Annotated in this window: 13 protein-coding genes; 6 read left to right on the top strand and 7 right to left on the bottom strand. The window is 62.0% G+C overall.

All coding sequences use genetic code 11. The annotated features are described in order from the left end of the window. Window positions 1-2 precede the first annotated feature (2 nt). The gene (locus tag VFZ66_06640) at window positions 3-1,877 is read right to left on the bottom strand and encodes a RiPP maturation radical SAM C-methyltransferase (protein ID HEX6288850.1); all 1,875 of its coding nucleotides are present in this window, start codon (window positions 1,875-1,877) and stop codon (window positions 3-5) included. Window positions 1,878-2,069: 192 nt separating this feature from the next. After that, complete coding sequence (locus VFZ66_06635; protein ID HEX6288849.1) at window positions 2,070-2,846, bottom strand: hypothetical protein; 777 nt, start codon at window positions 2,844-2,846, stop codon at window positions 2,070-2,072. Between the two features lie 558 nt (window positions 2,847-3,404). Between VFZ66_06635 and VFZ66_06630 the strand changes: the two genes are divergently transcribed. The 4 genes from VFZ66_06630 to VFZ66_06615 all read left to right on the top strand — a co-directional run bounded on the left by VFZ66_06630 (window position 3,405) and on the right by VFZ66_06615 (window position 8,206). Further along, the gene (locus VFZ66_06630) at window positions 3,405-4,484 is read left to right on the top strand and encodes an amidohydrolase family protein (protein HEX6288848.1); all 1,080 of its coding nucleotides are present in this window, start codon (window positions 3,405-3,407) and stop codon (window positions 4,482-4,484) included. Between the two features lie 97 nt (window positions 4,485-4,581). Then, entirely contained in the window at window positions 4,582-5,571 is a 990-nt protein-coding gene (gene pyrB, locus VFZ66_06625; protein ID HEX6288847.1) for an aspartate carbamoyltransferase, read from the top strand. 185 nt (window positions 5,572-5,756) lie between these two features. After that, the gene (gene pyrF, locus VFZ66_06620) at window positions 5,757-7,202 is read left to right on the top strand and encodes an orotidine-5'-phosphate decarboxylase (GenBank protein HEX6288846.1); all 1,446 of its coding nucleotides are present in this window, start codon (window positions 5,757-5,759) and stop codon (window positions 7,200-7,202) included. A gap of 110 nt (window positions 7,203-7,312) precedes the next feature. Further along, window positions 7,313-8,206 carry a TIGR02587 family membrane protein gene (locus VFZ66_06615; GenBank protein ID HEX6288845.1) on the top strand — a complete coding sequence of 298 codons (894 nt, stop codon included), beginning with the start codon at window positions 7,313-7,315 and terminating at the stop codon, window positions 8,204-8,206. Window positions 8,207-8,233: 27 nt separating this feature from the next. On the opposite strand, the gene VFZ66_06610 is transcribed toward VFZ66_06615, so the two are convergent. Beyond that, window positions 8,234-9,331, bottom strand: a complete 1,098-nt coding sequence (locus tag VFZ66_06610; GenBank protein HEX6288844.1) for a transposase — start codon at window positions 9,329-9,331, stop codon at window positions 8,234-8,236. A gap of 128 nt (window positions 9,332-9,459) precedes the next feature. On the opposite strand from VFZ66_06610, the gene VFZ66_06605 reads away from it, so the two are divergent. Further along, window positions 9,460-9,894 carry a TIGR02588 family protein gene (locus VFZ66_06605; protein HEX6288843.1) on the top strand — a complete coding sequence of 145 codons (435 nt, stop codon included), beginning with the start codon at window positions 9,460-9,462 and terminating at the stop codon, window positions 9,892-9,894. Between the two features lie 60 nt (window positions 9,895-9,954). Here the strand turns inward: VFZ66_06605 and VFZ66_06600 are convergent, their stop codons facing one another. Further along, window positions 9,955-11,358: a class II fumarate hydratase gene (locus tag VFZ66_06600; GenBank protein HEX6288842.1), complete on the bottom strand. Its 1,404-nt coding sequence runs from the start codon at window positions 11,356-11,358 to the stop codon at window positions 9,955-9,957. An 87-nt stretch (window positions 11,359-11,445) separates the two neighbouring features. After that, window positions 11,446-11,991 carry a carbonic anhydrase gene (locus VFZ66_06595; GenBank protein HEX6288841.1) on the bottom strand — a complete coding sequence of 182 codons (546 nt, stop codon included), beginning with the start codon at window positions 11,989-11,991 and terminating at the stop codon, window positions 11,446-11,448. Between the two features lie 202 nt (window positions 11,992-12,193). Between VFZ66_06595 and VFZ66_06590 the strand changes: the two genes are divergently transcribed. Further along, entirely contained in the window at window positions 12,194-12,787 is a 594-nt protein-coding gene (locus tag VFZ66_06590) for a VTT domain-containing protein (GenBank protein HEX6288840.1), read from the top strand. A 173-nt stretch (window positions 12,788-12,960) separates the two neighbouring features. Here the strand turns inward: VFZ66_06590 and VFZ66_06585 are convergent, their stop codons facing one another. Both VFZ66_06585 and VFZ66_06580 read right to left on the bottom strand, forming a co-directional pair. Further along, window positions 12,961-15,189 carry a hypothetical protein gene (locus tag VFZ66_06585; protein ID HEX6288839.1) on the bottom strand — a complete coding sequence of 743 codons (2,229 nt, stop codon included), beginning with the start codon at window positions 15,187-15,189 and terminating at the stop codon, window positions 12,961-12,963. 174 nt (window positions 15,190-15,363) lie between these two features. Beyond that, window positions 15,364-17,400, bottom strand: coding sequence for a putative glycoside hydrolase (locus tag VFZ66_06580; protein HEX6288838.1), 2,037 nt, complete (start codon window positions 17,398-17,400; stop codon window positions 15,364-15,366). Window positions 17,401-17,460: the final 60 nt, after the last annotated feature.

Here is a 17,460-nt window from a genome sequence, read left to right as displayed (position 1 = left end):
CTTCAGTTCATATCGGCGACAGCAGCCTCTGTCGCCGGAGCAGGCTGAATACGGACACGCGCGGGATTTGCCAGGGTTGCCAGCGACAGGTAGGTTCCCGCCTCCTCGAAGATCAGGCCTTGGCGTTTCATGTCGCCGATCCATCGATCCAGGCCGTCGATCGGCAACGCCTCCTCGATCAGCGCTCGCTCCAGCGCCGCCTGGGTCATTCCACGCCGCAGCAGCAGATAGGCCGCTACGTCTCGCGGCTGCTCGATGATGATGTCTGCTGGCGCACGATTCGCCCGGCGGTCGCTGATATGCAGCACGCCGTTGACCTGGCGGTAGGTGAGCGAGCTTTCGTAGTAGAGCGCCGACCACTCGATCACGGCGTCCTGAAGCCGCCGCGCGGTAGCGTCGCGGATGCCAGCCTCATCAGTCTCAAAGAGATAGACCATATCTTCCAGCTCGCTGACCGGCAGATCGTAGATCAGGCTATAACAATCGGCTGGCCTGCGCCGCGTGAAGCCAAAGCTGGGATCGTCGAAGTTCGGGCTGAAGCGCTCCAGCGCGATGCGGGTTGCGCCGCTCGGCGGCTGCAAGTGGACCAGCGCCGGTATCTGCTCAATGATGTTCAGATAGTCGTCGTCTGTTTCGCCGGGAAAGCCGTACAGGTAGTTCCACGAGACGGTTAGGTTATTCTCCTCGCCGTCGCGCAGCATCCGCACGTTTTGCACGCCGGAGACGCCCTTCTTCATCAGGCGCAAGACCCGGCTGCTCAGGCTTTCGATGCCCGGCTGGACATGCACGACATGCGCGTCGCGCAACGCCTTGACCTGCGCGCTGCTCAGGTTCGACTTGACCTCGTAATGAATTCTGCTGTCCCAGTCGGCCTCGATCAGCTGCGGGATCAGCGCTTTGAAGTAGCCCATATCCATGATGTTATCGACCATCACGATGTCCAGCGCGTGATACTTTCGCACCAGGGTATCGATCTCGGCGAAGACCGCATCCGGACGCTTGCTGCGGAATTTGATCATCGAGCCGTTCAGTCCGCAGAAGGTGCATTGGTGTTTCTCGCCCCACCAGCATCCACGCGACGACTCGACGACCAGCTTGGGCTCGACATACCCGGCCACCGGCGACTGGTCCATCATCTCGAAGTAGGTATCGTAGATCGGCATGGGCACGGAGCCGATCGGGTAGGCGATCGTACGGTCGCGGTTGACCACGGGCGCGCCGCTGCTGTCGCGCCAGCACAGCCCCTCGATCGCCGCGAGATCGCCGTGTCCGCCGAGCGCGTCCAGCAGTTGGACAAATGCCTGCTCGCCCTCGCCCCGCACGACGAAATCAATGAATGGAAAATTGCGATGCAGCGTCACGCCCTGAATGCCGTCGCAGTTCCCGCCGCCAAAGGCGATCCGCAGATCCGGCTGGAGCTCTCTGAGCCGCTGAGCCAGCGACAGCGACGGTACATTTTGCAGGAACGTCGTGGTAAAGCCAATCAGGTCATAGCCCTGAGCGACAATTTCCTGTGCCAACTCCTCGATGAATGCTGGCGCTAGCCCATGCAGCCGAGCGGCGGCGCGGGAATCGAAGCCGTGCTGCTCCAGATAGGCGCAGTACTCTTCCAGGTTATGCCCCGGCTGGCGGTAGAGCGCCGACGAGAAGACCCATTCGCCCACGCCGTAGAAGAACCCATGATCGGCTACGTCGATATAGCTGTTCGGATCGGCCTCGCCATGCTCCAGAATATACTCGGCCCAGCGCAGATTGGCGTACAGCTCTGAAATCTCATGCCGTTCCTCGCACGCGGCTATCCGAGCGTGCAGAATACCCAGGGCGATCGATGGGTAGTCAAGCGCATGCCAGGGCATGTTGACCAGCAGTATCCGCATGTCGATCCTCGTATGAAAAATGGAAGACTGAGGTATCACGCCCCAGTCTTCACCATGTCCGCCGTCGTTAGTTTGCCTTGGAAGCCGTCTTCTTCTCACTCGCTACATTCGCGTCCTGCTTCTTGTCGCGAGCGTGCATGTATGTAACATACCTGCACACGCCGGTCGCCGACCCACGAAGAGTGACCTTCTTCATGTCGATGCCTCCTTGTTGATACCTTTTAATAAATGGTCAATACGCTGACGATGCCTGCGCAGCATCCAGCGAGCGACCTCATCAGGGTGTTTGTCAACCAGCCCGCCCAGCCAGACAAAGATTTGATCGTTCGTCATCCCGGCAATATCAAGCGCTATGTGGCTATACTGCTCTAGCGCATGGACATGATCCTCGAACGCCCGATCACGCAGGACGGTTGACATATAATCCATGCCGATAGCGACGTGCCGCGCCTCGTCTTCGCTGACGCGGCGGTAGATTTCCTCAAGCACATCACCTTTGAAGGCTGCCCGCAAGATCCAGAACTCGTCTGCGGCCAGACCTTCTAGCATGGAGTGGGCGATGAAGCGCCCAAAGGGGTCCTCAATCGTTTCGAGGCCCTCGAAGAGATTATTGACAAATTCACTATCAGGAGCGACCACGCCGCCTCGGATCATCGCGTAGCGGGTAAAGACCTCGCTATGTTTGGCCTCATCCGATACGGCGGTGGCGAGGCAGTAGCGGATCGCTATATCGTCCACCTCGTTCAGCAGCCGGGCGGCCTGCATCATGCCAACTTGCTCGGCATAGACGCTCTGGCTAGCCAGATGCCAGGCTAGCTCCTGCCGCTCGGCGGAGATGGTCGTCGGTCGCTCAAAGTCGATGTCTGTTTTGGGATTCCAGTGAGCGACGCGCCGTGCCTTCTCGTAGATCCGAAACGCGCTGCGTTTAAGGTCCTGGCTAGTTGGCGCAATAAGACGCTTACGAGTCATCTGCCACCCTCTACCCTTCTACTACACGCTCAGTAAGTCGGCTAACACAAGCTGCTATGGATTTGACGTTGAGTGTGGTCGATCGGCGACACGCTGAATGGGTGTCTGCTCGCGTATGCGGGCCTGGAATAGTGCTGAGAGCAATATGCCAGGTAACGTTGTTAGGTTAATGATTTGGGTTATGGGCGTTTATGGACCCGAACAAACCTAAACTGATGGGTGCTCGTGTGCTTAATGGGCTGTTATATATTGATTAGGGCACATACATTGATGGTTATCAGGGGGGATAATAACCAAAATATGTATAGCTGGTATGCTCCGTTTATAGTAGGTTAAAAAGGCCGCTTTGTCAAGGGCCAGATCTGAGTATGTCGTGGATGGCGCGCGTCTTCATGTGACACAGCTCGATTTGCCAAAAGTGGCCCTGCGTGCTACCCTATAGACCCGGTATGCAGAACCTCGGCAGCAACCGGCGTCTCAGCCACAGCTCAACCTGTAAGCGACCAGCGTCAGCGGCCTCGCGCCACTGGCGCTTTTTTTGTGCCTTGAGGAGGAACTATGCCAAACCTGACCTTGCCCGGACTGATCGACGTACACGTCCACCTGCGGCAGCCCGGCGGCGAGCACAAAGAAACCTATGCCAGCGGCACGGCGGCTGCGCTCGCGGGCGGCGTCACCTGTGTGCTGGATATGCCCAACACGTCACCGCCGACCACCACTGCCGAGCGCCTGTCCGCTAAACAGCACATGGCCCGCGACGGCGCGCGCTGCGATGTCGGGATCTACGCCGGAGCCAGCACCGACAACGATGACTCGATCGCCGCCATTGCGCCGTACGTCTGCGCGATCAAGATCTACGTCAGCAGCACGTTCGGCCCGCTGCGCGTGGATGACTGGGATCTGCTCGATCGCCACATGGCTAGCTGGCCCGCCACCAGGCCGATCGTCGCACATGCCGAGGGCGATGTGCTGGCGCGTGTGCTCGACATCGCCCACCGCCACGCCAAGCCGATTCATATCGCGCATGTCGCAACCCGCCACGAGATCGAGACGATCGTCGCAGCCAAGGAGCGCGGCTACGACGTGACCTGCGAGGTAACGCCGCACCATCTCGTGCTCAGCCGCGAGGACCTGCCGCGCCTTGGACCGTTCGGCGATGTGCGCCCACGGCTGGCCGCGCCCGACGATCGCGCCGCGCTCTGGCAGTATCTCGATTATGTCGAGTGTATCGCCACCGACCACGCGCCGCACACGATCGAGGAGAAGCACAGCGATAACGTGCCGCCGGGCTTGCCGGGCCTGGAGACGACACTGCCGCTGATGCTGACCGCCGTCGACGAGGGCCGCCTGACGCTGGAGCGGCTGATCGAGATGACATCGACCAATCCCGCGCGGATCTTTCACCTGCCGCCGCAACCAGACACCTGGACCGAAGTCGAGATCGGGCCGCGTTACCGCCTCGGCAACGAGCGGCTTCAGACCAGGTGCGGCTGGACACCGTTTGCCGGTCTTGAGGTGGCAGGCCGCGTCGTTAAAACCGTGCTGCGCGGACGGACTGTGTTCGATGGCGCGGAGGTGCTGGCAGAGCCAGGATCAGGCAAGGTGCTGTTTAGGATGGAGGAGTCAGAAGCACAATAGAACAACAGAACCATTGCTTAAATTCCTTGTTCCCTTGTTCCATTTGTTTTCCTTGTTTGCGTGTGCTGTGTTCTTTGTTTGTATCAGGAGGCTCATCATGCTTAATCGCCCCCGTATTTTCACGCTCGACGACACGCCGCAGCCGGTGCTGAACGAGCACGGCTTTCTCGGCCAGGATATTTTGTCGGTCAACCAGTTTTCGCTGGCGAGCCTTGAGTACATCTTTGATGTCGCCGAGGAGATGCGCACGATGGTGGCGCAGCAGGGCGGCGCTGAGCTGCTTAAAGGCCGCGTGCTGACCTGTCTCTTCTACGAGCCGTCGACGCGCACCAGCTCCTCGTTTATCGCAGCGATGGAGCGGCTGGGCGGATCGGTTATTCCGATCACCCAGGGCGTGCAATTCTCATCCGTCTCCAAAGGCGAGACACTGCACGACACGATCCGCACGCTGGAGCAATACTCGGATGTCATCGTGCTGCGACATCCCGAAACCGGCTCGGCCAAGATCGCGGCGGCTGCGGCGGAGATCCCGGTGATCAACGCGGGCGATGGCACCGGAGAGCATCCCACCCAGGCGCTGCTCGATCTCTTCACGATCAAAGAAGAGCTGGGCAAGCTCGATGGATTACATGTCGTGATGGTCGGCGATCTGCGCTACGGGCGAACGGTCCACTCACTGACGCAACTGCTGCTCAACTACAACGTACGCTTCTCGTTCGTGTCGCCTGAGATTCTGCGCCTGCCGCTGGACTATATGAACCAGGTCAAAGACGCCGGCAAGAACGTGCGCGAAACCTACAATGTCGCCGACGTGATCGGCAGCGCCGACGTGCTGTACGTGACGCGCGTCCAGAAAGAGCGCTTCACCGACCTCGCGCAGTACGAGTCGGTCAAGGATTTCTACCGCATCAGCACCGACCTGATGGAGCAGGCCAGGCCGAGCGCGATCGTGATGCATCCGCTGCCGCGCGTCAACGAGATCGATGTGCGGCTGGACAGCGATCCACGCGCCGCGTACTTCCGCCAGGTCAAAAACGGCATGTACATTCGCATGGCTGTGCTCGCCGCCGTGCTGGGCAAAGCCTGATGCAAAATGTACCGAGTTCCAAGTTTCAAGGTTCAAGCTCCGAGTGTTTCCTGGTTCTTGGTTCTTGGTTCTCCCTTGTTCTTTCCCAAAAGTGAGCGGCGTTCGGTATAATTCGGGCTAGCAGGTTTGTGCGCGAGTCTCAAGTTTGAGCGCTCGTAGCTTACCAAGGTAGAAGGAAGGACGGTATGCAATTCTTCCAGCGTCTTCAGGAAGCCAGCGAACGGAACAGCTCGCTCCTGTGTGTCGGTCTTGATCCGGACCCTCGTCGGCTCCCCGAGTGGTGCCATGATTTCGCGGACCCAGTCCTCGCCTTCAACCGCCATCTCATCGATCTCACCTGCGATCTGGTTTGCGCGTACAAGCCCAACGCCGCGTTTTACGAATCGCTCGGCGGCCACGGCTGGTCCACCCTGTGCGACACGATCGCCTACGCCCACGAGCGCGGCGTGCCCGTGATCCTCGACAGCAAGCGCAGCGACATCGGCTCAAGCGCGATCGGCTATGCCTGCGCCGCGTTCGAGAAGCTCCACGCCGACGCCGTTACCGTCAACCCATACATGGGCTGGGACTCGGTCGAGCCGTTCTTGCGCTACGCCGATCGCGGCGTCTTCGTGCTGTGTCTGACATCCAATCCGGGCGCGCAAGATTTTCAGATGCTCGACGGCAACGGCCATCCGCTCTTCGAGCGCGTGGCCGAGCAGTGCGCAGGCTGGAACGAGCGCGGCAACGTCGGCCTCGTCGCCGGAGCCACCTATCCCGACGAGCTGCTGTGCGTGCGGCAGTTAACGCCCGGTCAGTGGATCTTGCTGCCGGGCGTCGGCGCGCAGGGCGCCGATCTCGATCTAGCGCTCGACCAGGCGCTCTGGCCCGACGGCAGCGGCGTGATCGTCAATGCGTCGCGGGCGGTGATGTGGGCCGAAGATCCCCGCGAGGCGGCGATGCAGCTCCGCGAGCAGATCGAGGCGGCCCGCCAGCGCAGACGTGAGCACACCACACGCGAGCGACGCCAGGCACCACGCGCCACCGACGATCCCAAGAAGATCAACCTTGCCCTCGCCCTCCACGATCTCCAGGCTATCCAGTTCGGCAGCTTCACTCTCAAATCCGGCGTGCAATCACCGATCTACGTGGATCTGCGCCTGCTGGTCAGCAATCCCGAAGCGCTGGCGCTGGCCGCCAGCGCCTACGGCACCCTGCTGAGCGAGCTGGTCTTCGATCGGCTGGCGGCGATCCCGTATGCTGGCCTGCCGCTCGGCACCGCAGTGGCCTTGCAGACGCGCACGCCGCTGATCTACCCGCGCAAAGAGGTCAAAGCCTACGGCACGCAGCGTCCGATCGAGGGGCGCTATCATCCGGGCGAGATTGTCGTCGTGCTGGACGATCTGATCTCAAGCGGCGACAGCAAGCTGGAGGCGATCCAGCCGCTCCGGAGCGCCGGCCTCGAAGCCAACGATGTGGTCGTGCTGATCGATCGTGAGGGCGGCGGTCGCGAGGAGCTAGAGGCGCACGGTATCACGGTCCACAGCGTCTTCAAGCTGCGCGACCTGCTCGATATTCTGGTGCAGAACGAGCGTATCACCGCCGAGCAGCGCGGCCAGGTCGAAGCATTCTTACAGGCGCAGACGGTCTAAGCCGCGCGGCATCGCTCGACACAAAGACACGGCCTGACAAAGGGACGCAGCCTGGCTGTGTCCCTTTCGATTTAATGACTCGTGGACCGGTTTTTGCTTTATGCTGAGGTATGAGCGCAGCACCAGCACAGACACAGAGCATGTGGTCACGCGAGCTTGACGACCTGATTCGGGGCGTGTCGGGCGGCTTCTTGTTTGGCATCCCGCTGCTGTATACGATGGAGGTCTGGTGGATCGGCAGCTTTAGCGGGCGGCGCTACATGCTTGTCGCGCTGATCACCACGTTTGTTGTCGTCCTGCTGCTCAACCGGATGGCCGGCTTTCGCCACTCGAAGGATGTGCGCTGGGTCGACGCCGCGATGGATAGCGTCGAGGCCATGGCGATCGGCCTGGTCTGCACCGGGCTGCTGCTGGTGCTGCTGCGCGAAATTACGGCTGAAACGCCGCTCAGAGAAATACTCGGCAAGGTCATCTTTGAAAGCGTGCCCTTCTCGCTGGGCGTGGCGCTGGCAAACCAATTTCTCTATCGCCCATCCGACGACAACCAGGGCGATCAGGAAGGCGATCCGCAGGAGCGCGACACGCAGACGACAGATCAGGAGACGCTGCGTGGAACGGCGGCGGATATTGGCGCGACGCTGGTTGGAGCGCTGATCATCGCCTTCAACATCTCGCCGACGGAAGAGATCCCCATGCTGGCGGCAGCCGTCGCGCCGCCGTGGCTGCTGCTGATCATGGCCGCCTCGCTGGTCATCTCGTACGGCATCGTCTTCGAGTCGAACTTTGCGGATCAGCAAAAGCGCAGGCAGCAGCAGGGCATCTTCCAGCAGCCGATCAGCGAGACGGTGGCATCCTATCTGGTGTCGCTGCTTGCCGCCGCATTCATGCTATGGTTTTTCCAGCAGCTTAGCTTCAGCGATCCGTGGACGATGTGGCTGCATCACACGTTGCTGCTCGGCCTTCCCGCGACGGTTGGCGGTGCGGCAGGACGGCTTGCGATATAAGCTACCCTCTGCTGACGCAGGCGGGCTTTACTCTGGCGCTACACCCGTTGGTGTATCCGAGTAGTCTGGCTGGCTTACCGCAGCCCGGCGACCAATGTTGATCGCCGCGATCACATCCGCGTTCCCAGCGTAGGAACACGATGTACACAGGAATTGGGCTTGGCTCTTGCGATTCTCTTTCGCACAATGTCCACAGGCCGGACAAGTGCGAGAAGTATTCCGAGGATCAACGAAGTGGACCGGTACACCACACAACCGCGCTTTATATCGCACGAACTGCTGCAATTGGTGGAACGCCCACGACTTCAGCATCGGACGCTGCGACTTCCTAGCCCTCACCCGCGTCTGAATGCCCTTCAACTGTTCCAGGGCGATCTGACGCTTTGTGCGTTGAGCCGCCGATACGAGGCGTTTGGCGATCACATGGTTCGTATGGGTCGCAAAGCGGCGTTCTTGTCCCGCCAGTTTGCGCAGACGGCGACGCGCGCCCAAGGTGCCTTTCTGTTGCAGCTTAGTGCGCAAGCGGCGATGCCGGTAGCGCGCCACCTTCATCGGCGTGCCGCTATACATTATCCCGTCGCTGTCCACGGCAATGTTGGTAACGCCAAGATCCACGCCCAACGTACCATCCACGCCCACTGGCGTGAGTTCTGCGACCTCGCAGGTCGCCAGGAGGTAAAACTGGCCCTTGACGTAGGCCAGGTCGGTTTCACCTTTGCGCGTGCGCAGCAGCGCCATCTGGCGCGTGCCCGTCACAAACGGAATGGACTGTCTGCCCTGCACCGTCCAGATCGACACGGATGGTTCATGCAGGTTCCACGACAGGATACGATCATCGTAGGCAATACTGCCGTGCGGCCTGAATGTGCGCTTGGTCTTGCGATCCAGCTTGTAGGCATCGGCCACCTTGCTGAGACAGCGGACGGTGAGTTGGGCCGACAACCCAAACGACGCGCGGACCGACTCGTAGCAGAGCTTGTGCAAGTCGAAGTGCCGGAAGGTCTGCGTCTGCCAGGCGGTGTCGCTCATGTGGTCGCACGCGGCGTTCGCTACTTCCAGCGTTTGCAGCAGCAGGGCGGCTTGTTCCGGCGTCGGAGTCAGTTTGAGGTGGGCAATCAGCTTCATACGTTCATTCTCCTGAACCCCTGTGACAGCTACGGTCACACCTACTGGACGAATCCGGCTGAAGCAACCGCATTCCATCCACCGCTGGAAGCGGGCGGGTTTCCACGCCTAAAGGAAGGATTGAGCGCATGAGTCAGGCAACCCAGAGCACTGCTACAACCAAGCCACAGGCGCAATCACGAACAGCGCCGCACCGCTCGCCTGCCGAGATGGTCACGTTCGGCGTGGCCGTAGCGATTCTGCTGATGATCGCCGGGCTGGTAATCTACGACTGGGTGGCAACGCCGTCCACGCCGCCAGCGATCAGCCTCACGCAGAGCGACACGATCCGCGAGATCGACGGGCAGTTTTACGTGCCGTTCACCATCGAAAATACCGGCGGCAGCACCGCCGAGTCGGTCCAGGTGAGCGCAGAGTTAAAGATCGGCGACGAGGTGGAGGAGGGCGAGCAGCAGATCGACTTTCTGGCGGCGGGCGAGACGCAGGAGGGCGCATTCGTCTTTAGCCGCGATCCCGCAGAGGGCGAGCTGACGATGCGCGTCGCGAGCTATAAAATGCCGTGAAATAGAACCAAGAACCAAGAACGAAGAAGAACTCTCCGGCTCTCGGCTCTTGGTTCTTGGCTACCGCCCCGGAATCCCCGGCTCGGTCATATCGCGCACGTTGAGCACGGTGTCAAGCTGATCGTCGGAGAGCAGGCCGCGCTCCTTGACCACCTCGCGCACCGATCGACCGCTGGCAGCCGACTCCTTGGCAACTTTCGCGGCCTCGTCGTAGCCGATGCTCTTATTGAGCGCCGTGGCGATCGACGGGTTGCGCTCCAGTAGCTCCTGGCAGCGCTTGCGATTAGCGGTAATGCCCTCGACGCAGTTCGCGCGGAAGGCGTCGCAGACCGAGCCGAGGATCGCGATCGATTCGAGCAGATTATGCGCCATCACCGGCATCATCACGTTCAGCTCGAAGTTGCCGTGCTGCCCGCCGATCGTCACCGTCAGGTGATTGCCCATCACCTGCGCGCAGACCATCATCATCGACTCGGCCATCACCGGGTTGACCTTGCCGGGCATGATCGACGAGCCGGGCTGGATCGCGGGCAGCATAATCTCGGCTAGGCCGGAGGTCGGACCCGACGCCAGCCAGCGAATATCGTTGGCGATCTTCATCAGCGATGTAGCCAGCGTGTTGAGCGCGCCCGACGCATAGACATACGCATCCTTCGCGCCCTGCGCCTCGAAGTGATTATCCGCCTCGCGGAACTGCACGCCCGTGTACTGCGAGATGCGGCGGATCGCGCTCTGCGAAAACTCCGGAAGCTGGTTCGTGCCGGTGCCGACAGCGGTGCCGCCCAGCGCCAGCTCGGCCAGCTCCTCCGAGGCCTCGCGCAGCCGACGAATGCCGTGCGCAAGCTGGCTGGCATAGCCGCCAAACTCCTGGCCCAGGCGTACCGGCGTGGCGTCCATCAGGTGGGTCCGCCCGCTTTTGATCACATCGTCGAAATCGGCAGCCTTGGCCTGGAGCGCGTCGCGCAGCCCCTCGATCGCCGGGATCAGCTCTTTCTCGATCGCGACGCGCGCGGCGATATGCATGGCCGTCGGGATCACGTCGTTCGAGCTTTGGCCCATGTTAACATGATCGTTCGGATGGACCTCTTTGGAGCCGAGCGCCGCGCCGAGGATCTGGCTCGCGCGGCTCGCCATCACCTCGTTCGTGTTCATGTTGGTGCTGGTGCCGGAGCCGGTCTGAAAAATATCGAGCACAAACTGCGAATCGAGATCGCCGCGAATCACCTCTTCGGCGGCCTGGATGATCGCCTGCCCCCGGCGCTCGTCAAGCTCGCCCAGCTCCATGTTGACCTCTGCCGCCGCCTTTTTGATCAGGCCCATCGCCGCGATAAACGAGCGCGGAAAGCGCAGATTGGAGATCGGGAAGTTGAGCACCGCGCGCTGCGTCTGCGCGCCATACAGCGCATCGCCGGGCACCTGCATCTCGCCCATCGAGTCGCGTTCGATTCTGTTGAGATCAGTCATTTATCTCGCTCCTTCACACAAATCCATCGACGCGGCGCATTATAGCCCAGGCGATCAAACGCGACAAGAACGCGCGGCGCGAGCAAATCACGCGCTGCTGCCGATCAGGTAGAGCAGATTATCCTCGACGCGGTAGATCATCGGCGCGACGATAATCTTGGGGTAGCGTCGCCGCAGCCGCTGCGCCTCGCCGACCACAAAATCGATCTCGTTGTCGATCTCGAACATCGGGGCGTAGTTCATAAAGTGCTCCTCGGCGCGCTGAAGCTCCCAGCCCGCGTGCTCGACCAGCCCGCGCACAAACGCCTCGCGCTTGGCTACCAGATTGACCATGCCGCAGTTCGTATGGCCCATCAAGGCAATCGCCGAGACGTCGCCGACAGCCACAGCGTAGGAAACCTTGAAGTCGCTGTAGCGCAGATTCGCGCCGCCGGTGCGCAGAATGAACGCGAAGTTATCGGGGATGCGCAGATGCTTGCGATTATCCATGCACATGCCGATCAGCAGTTGGGCGGATGTGTATGCCTCGAACGGACGCTCCAGATTATGATATTCCAGCAAACGCCCGATCGCCGTATCGCGATACTCAGGAAAAACATCGTCAGCCGTTCGCACTGCTACCAGTCGCTCCATAACGCCTCCCGTGTAAAGTTCCAGGTTTCAAGTTGCGGCCATCACCACGCCCACAGTGTACCCGCTCCCTGCCCCGCCCTCGCGGTTTCCTTTCCCGCTCGGTGTGCGCAAGCGAGGGAGCATGAGGCTCTGAGTGCGTCGTGCCTGGTTCTCTCGTTGTTCGCTTGTTCTTTGTTCTCTAACACCCGGTATAATGCTTGTGATGATCGACGAAACAACCAACACCATACCCATCTCGCGGGCGGAGCAGCCAGCCCGGCGCGCGAACTACTGGAAGATCGGGCTGATTCTGATCGCGGCGCTGGGGCTGAATCTGCTGGTCCTGGCGATCCCACGCGGCTGGATCATCGGCCTGCGCGACTACGGCGCGCTCGGCTACCTGGCGGCCTTTGGCATCACCGCGCTGGCGAATGCCTCGGTCGTCGTGCCGATTCCGTATCCGGGGCTGATCGCGCTGCTGGCGCGTGTCCTGGGCAATCCGCTGGGCATTGCCCTGGCTGGCGCGGCTGGCTCCACCCTCGGCGAGACAACCGCGTTTATCGTCGGGCGGGCGGGCAAGACAGCGGTTGAAGACACGCGCTTCTACCGCTGGGTCGAGCACCAGTTGCGAACGCCGCTGCGCGCGTTCATCATCTTGTTCTTGCTGAGCGCGCCGCCCAACCCATTCTTCGACGTAGCGGGACTGACCGCCGGGTCGCTCGGCGTGCCGTTCTGGATCTTCGCCACGGCTACCTTTTTAGGCCGCATCCTCAAGATGCTGTTCTTCGCGGGCCTGGGCCAGCAATTCCTGACGTAGCCCTGGCAGCAGCCACAAGATGCTGCGTGCATGTTCAGGGGCACGCCGACGGCGTGCCCGCTGGATCAGTCCGCCCGCTATTTTCGCGATGGCGACGCTCGCAATGACTTTGTTCTTAGTTCTCCCCGTGATCCCTTATCCCTTTGTTCCCTTGCTCTTTCGTCGCTGACGCGCTAGCGCCCCGGAATGCCCACGCTCGTCTCAGCGCCACGGCCCTGCGGCCCGCCGGTAAAGATCGAGCGCTCGGCCACAACGGGGCGGCTGGCGGTGACGATCGCCGTGACGAGCGGCTGGTTCGGCACATCGGCGTTGACCGAGATCGTCAGGCGGGCCATCGCCGGGATCGTATGGCTGCGCCGCTCGATCTGGCCGTCGCCCAGGATATACGTCACATTGAGATCGGCGGCGGCGCGATTGGCATTCGAGATCAGCAGAAACTCCTCGGCAGGCGGCGCCGTCGAGCCCTCCACAAACGTCCAGCGCGTCGCGGGCTGGGGAGCGCCTGCGGTGGCCGTGGCAGCCGCGCCGCTCTCAACCTGCATGATCCGCTCGGCGGCGATCGGTCGCTCGGCCTGCACCTCCATCGCAAACGGCAGATCGGGCACGACATCGTTGAGCCGCAGCACAAAGCGCGACTCAGCAGGCAGCGCGTAGCGGCGGCTGAGCGATGTACCATCCTCGCTCATCACCTGTAGCGAGATCGCCACCTGCTGCGGCCAGGGATTGAGCAGATGCAGGGTCGTGGTAAAGCCCTCGGTCGTCGATCCTTCGGCAAACGACCAGTGGCGGCTGAGCTGCGCCACGCCGGTCGCGAGATGCGCCGCGCCAGTGCCGAAGAAGACCGAGCGCTCGGCCACGACCGGCTGCGAGGCAACCAGCTTGAGGCCAAACTCGGCGTCGGGCACCAGCTCGTTGAGCGGCAGCGTCGTGCGGCTGCGCGGCGCGAATGTAGTTGTGCGCGTTAGCGGTGCCGTGCCGTCGGGATAGAACGTCAGCGTCGCGGCGACCTCCTGGCGCTGCGGATTGACCACCAGCAAGACCGTCTGGGTATCGGAGATCGTGGTGCCCTCGCCGAAGTACCAGGCGCGCGCCGGGGCGTTCGCGCCGGTGCTGCCCATCAGCTCCCGCCCGACGATCAGCGTGCGCTCGGAGAGCACGGGCCGGTTGGATTGCAGATCCACACCCAGCGAGGTCGGCTGCGGCAGCGTGGTGTTGAGCGTCACATCGACTCGCTGACGTGAGGGCACCACCACTGAGCGGCGCTCCTCTCCAGTGGTCGTAAAGGCCGTCAGCGTCGTGCGGGCCTCGTCAGGGCCGGGATTGAAAAAGACGATCCGCTCGGTTGCGGCGCTGGTATTGCCCTCGGCAAAGACCGTCCGCGAGCGCACCACTGCTCTATCGAACGACGGGCGCAGCTCACCGATCGTATCTTTGAGACGCTGCGGCGCGTCACTCGCGGCGCTAACCTGATCGGGCACAATGCCATAGCTTGCCGACAGCCAGCCCAGCAGCTCGATCAGCCGGGCCTGCGCCGCCTCGCTCACGCCCTCCGCCTCGGCGTTTGCCAGCACCGCCACGCGCACCGTCCCAATCTCGGCTCCCTGGATGCGCTGCGTCACGCTGCCGCGTCCCTCGTACACATTGCCCTGCCCATCGATCGCATAATGATAGGGCAGCTCAGGCTGTGCCAGGATCGTCTGGCTAACCCAGCGCAGCGCGCGCAGTGTCGCAAGCGGATTGGGATCGTCCGCTGGAGCCAGCACTTGCGCCACCTCGACACGCTGCGGTCGCTGCCGCTCGCCGCGTGGCGTGGACGATGGACCGGCCCACTCGGCGCGGGCGATAGCCTCCGGCGCGGGCGTGAGCGTCTCCGGCCCTTGCAGCGGCACGCGCCCAACAATGTCGACCAGACGCGGCCCTGCCGTCGAGCTGATGTAGGTCAGCTCGATCTCGTCGAGCGTGGGCGAGCCGCTGAGCGCAACGCGGTATTGCAGCCAACTGGTAAACAGCCGGAAGACTAGCACCTGCGAGACGGCGCGGCCCTGCTGCTGCGCGACTCGCTGAAGCGTTTGCCAATCGTCCCAGGTCTGGCCGTCGGTGCTGGAGCGCACCTGAAGCGTCAATCCCTGATCGGCTCCGACGCTGGCGCTCCACTCGACCACGCCGGCGTTGAAGCCGAAGGGTGCCTGCAACGGCGCTGAAAGATACTCGCCGCCGGTCTGGCCGTCCTGAAGCCGCAGCACACTGCCTTCGACAAAGGTATTGGTGAAGCTGCCGGGCAGCCAGTCGTTGACCTCGCCGTGAGTCCACGCGCCAATCTGCACCGGCGGCGCTTGACGCAGCGGCGCGGCCAGGGTAGTCAGCGGCAGGAGCGCTAGCAACAAGGGTAGCAGACGGCGCATATGGCTTGTCCTCCAGATCGATGTGCGGCCTCGGCGACGACACACGTTCTTTGCACTGGTCTTGATCCCAGATAGGGGCGCACAGCGTACGCCCCTATCACAGCCCGTTTCGACCCTGCGTGGAATCAAGGGAAGGTGTGAGGAGTTCCCCACACCCTCGGCCTCGATCGACGACTACTCCTGAGGCTTGAGCGCCTCGGCGGTATAGTCGTTATCGGAATCCCAGAGCGCCCAGCCGTCGACGCCATTGGCGCGGTTCTTCTCCGCCGCGTCGATCTGCGCCCGAACCTCTTTCGCGCCGTACCTCACGATGTACTGGTCGGGCACCCAGATCAGCGTAAAGTCCTGAAGCCAGGGGCGGACCTTCGCGCGGCTGGCCTCGCCGACGAGCTGATCCTTGACCTTCTGCATCGAGAAATCGACGATCTCGTAGGGATGCGCGCCCGGATTTTCAAAGCCAAGCTCGCCCCAGACGAAGTGCGACGGATAGACCATCGGATACACGTAGTCGGCGTACTTGCCCATGACCTGGAGGTTCTGGCCGATGTTGGCCTGCGGCTTCCACGCGACATAGCCGAACACGTCCACCGAGAAGTACGCGCCCGCGCCGTTGATCGCCTTCTGCGCGCGCTCCATGAACCGCCCGATCGTGTTGAACATCTCGTCAGGATTATTCTTCCAGTCGCGCGGCCCTTTGAACTTCGCGCCCGTCAGGTCGCCGTCCGACGGGAAGCGGATGTAGTCGAACTGGATCTCATCGAAGCCAAGCTGCGCCACCTCGACCGCCAGCTTGATGTTGTAGTCCCAGACGCGCTCGTCGTAGGTGTCGAGCCAGGCGATGCCGAAGTCGGCAAACCAGGGCTTGCCGTCCTTCTGCACATACCAGTCGGGATGCTTCTCCAGCAGCGCGTTGTCGTGCGCGAAGATGTGGACGCGGGCGATCGTGTAGATATTGCGCTTCTTGGCCTCGGCCAGCATCTCGCGGATCGGCATATAGTCGGCTGAGGTTTCGGCCTTCAGCACCTCCGGCACCTGCGACTGGTAGTAGATAAAGCCGACATCCGCCAGGTTATCCGATTTCACGTCGATCACGATCGAGTTCAGCTCGGTCTGGTCGATTATATCGTAGTACTCGTTGACCGTCTCCATGCCGTTGGATGCGACATTGGCCTTGAGGTAGAGCGCCTTGGCCTCGAACCGTTCGAGCTTAATCTCCGGGCTCAGCCCACCCTCTTTGACCTGGGTTTCGCCGCGCCGGTAGCCCGGCAGCAGCGCCCGAATGTACGCGCCTTCGGGCACGTCTTCGAGCTTGTAGTTCCCCTTCGCGTCGGTGCGCGTAACGGCCACCGCCGTGCCGGTGATCGTCGGCGTGGCGATTACCGTCGCCTGTGCCAGCGGCTTGCCGTCCTTGCTATCGACCACGGTGCCCGTGATCACGTTCGGGCGCAGCGCAACGTCGAGCGAGGTCGCCTGCGGCATCGGCTGCTTGACCTCGTCGTAGCCGTCGGCGGTAAAGACCACCTCGGCATCCTCGCGCACATCCTTCAGCTCGTACGCGCCGTCGCTGCCGGTCGTCGCGCTGATGTCGCCCGCCTTGACCGTAGCGCCCGTCACGGGCTGGCCGCTGTAGGTATCTTTGACGATGCCGCGCAGCACACTTGGCCGCAGCGTCAGCTCGTGAGTCGTCTTGCGGCTGATGTCGGCCCGAGTCTCGACGTAGTCGGGTGCCTGCACCGCGATCTGGAACGTCTCAGGTAGGCTCTGCAAGGTGTACGCGCCGTTCGCATCCGTCGTCGCGCTGATCGTCTCGGTCGCCTGAACCAGCGCATTCGCGACGGGCTGGTCGGTGTAGGCATCCTTGACGACGCCGCGCAGCGTGTTCGGGCGGATCGTGACATCCAGCGTCGCGGTCGTCGGCTCGGTCTTTGCCAGCTCCGGCTTCTCGGCCAGATTGATCGAGGTGGTTTCGTAGCCGGGCGCTTCGATGCTGACGCTCTCCTTGGCGCTCCAGGCGGTGGTGGTATATCGCCCCTCGGCGTCAGTCTTAACCGGGCCATTCTTGCCGAAGGTGAGGGCTGCATCTTTGACCGGCTGGTTGGTGTAGGCGTCGATCACGCGGCCATTGATCGTTACTTTGTTCGTGCCACACGCCACGAGCACCAGTAACGCGATCATCAGCAGCGGCACACGCCGCACAGTGGAAACGAACATGAAACTGTCTACTCCTGTGGGGTTTACCAAAGTCTGCGGTAGTGTAGTGGCAAGCCCGTG

The organism is Herpetosiphonaceae bacterium, assembly GCA_036374795.1.
GTDB lineage: Bacteria > Chloroflexota > Chloroflexia > Chloroflexales > Kallotenuaceae > LB3-1.
This window is presented reverse-complemented; position numbering and strand designations above follow the sequence as displayed.

Coding starts and splice junctions, on each gene's coding strand:
- VFZ66_06595 (HEX6288841.1), bottom strand. CDS start 11,991: ATGGAGCGACTGGTAGCAGTGCGAACGGCTGACGATGTTTTTCCTGAG.
- pyrF (HEX6288846.1), top strand. CDS start 5,757: ATGCAATTCTTCCAGCGTCTTCAGGAAGCCAGCGAACGGAACAGCTCG.
- VFZ66_06640 (HEX6288850.1), bottom strand. CDS start 1,877: ATGCGGATACTGCTGGTCAACATGCCCTGGCATGCGCTTGACTACCCA.
- VFZ66_06605 (HEX6288843.1), top strand. CDS start 9,460: ATGAGTCAGGCAACCCAGAGCACTGCTACAACCAAGCCACAGGCGCAA.
- VFZ66_06630 (HEX6288848.1), top strand. CDS start 3,405: ATGCCAAACCTGACCTTGCCCGGACTGATCGACGTACACGTCCACCTG.
- VFZ66_06600 (HEX6288842.1), bottom strand. CDS start 11,358: ATGACTGATCTCAACAGAATCGAACGCGACTCGATGGGCGAGATGCAG.
- VFZ66_06585 (HEX6288839.1), bottom strand. CDS start 15,189: ATGCGCCGTCTGCTACCCTTGTTGCTAGCGCTCCTGCCGCTGACTACC.
- VFZ66_06590 (HEX6288840.1), top strand. CDS start 12,194: ATGATCGACGAAACAACCAACACCATACCCATCTCGCGGGCGGAGCAG.
- VFZ66_06635 (HEX6288849.1), bottom strand. CDS start 2,846: ATGACTCGTAAGCGTCTTATTGCGCCAACTAGCCAGGACCTTAAACGC.
- pyrB (HEX6288847.1), top strand. CDS start 4,582: ATGCTTAATCGCCCCCGTATTTTCACGCTCGACGACACGCCGCAGCCG.
- VFZ66_06580 (HEX6288838.1), bottom strand. CDS start 17,400: ATGTTCGTTTCCACTGTGCGGCGTGTGCCGCTGCTGATGATCGCGTTA.
- VFZ66_06615 (HEX6288845.1), top strand. CDS start 7,313: ATGAGCGCAGCACCAGCACAGACACAGAGCATGTGGTCACGCGAGCTT.
- VFZ66_06610 (HEX6288844.1), bottom strand. CDS start 9,331: ATGAAGCTGATTGCCCACCTCAAACTGACTCCGACGCCGGAACAAGCC.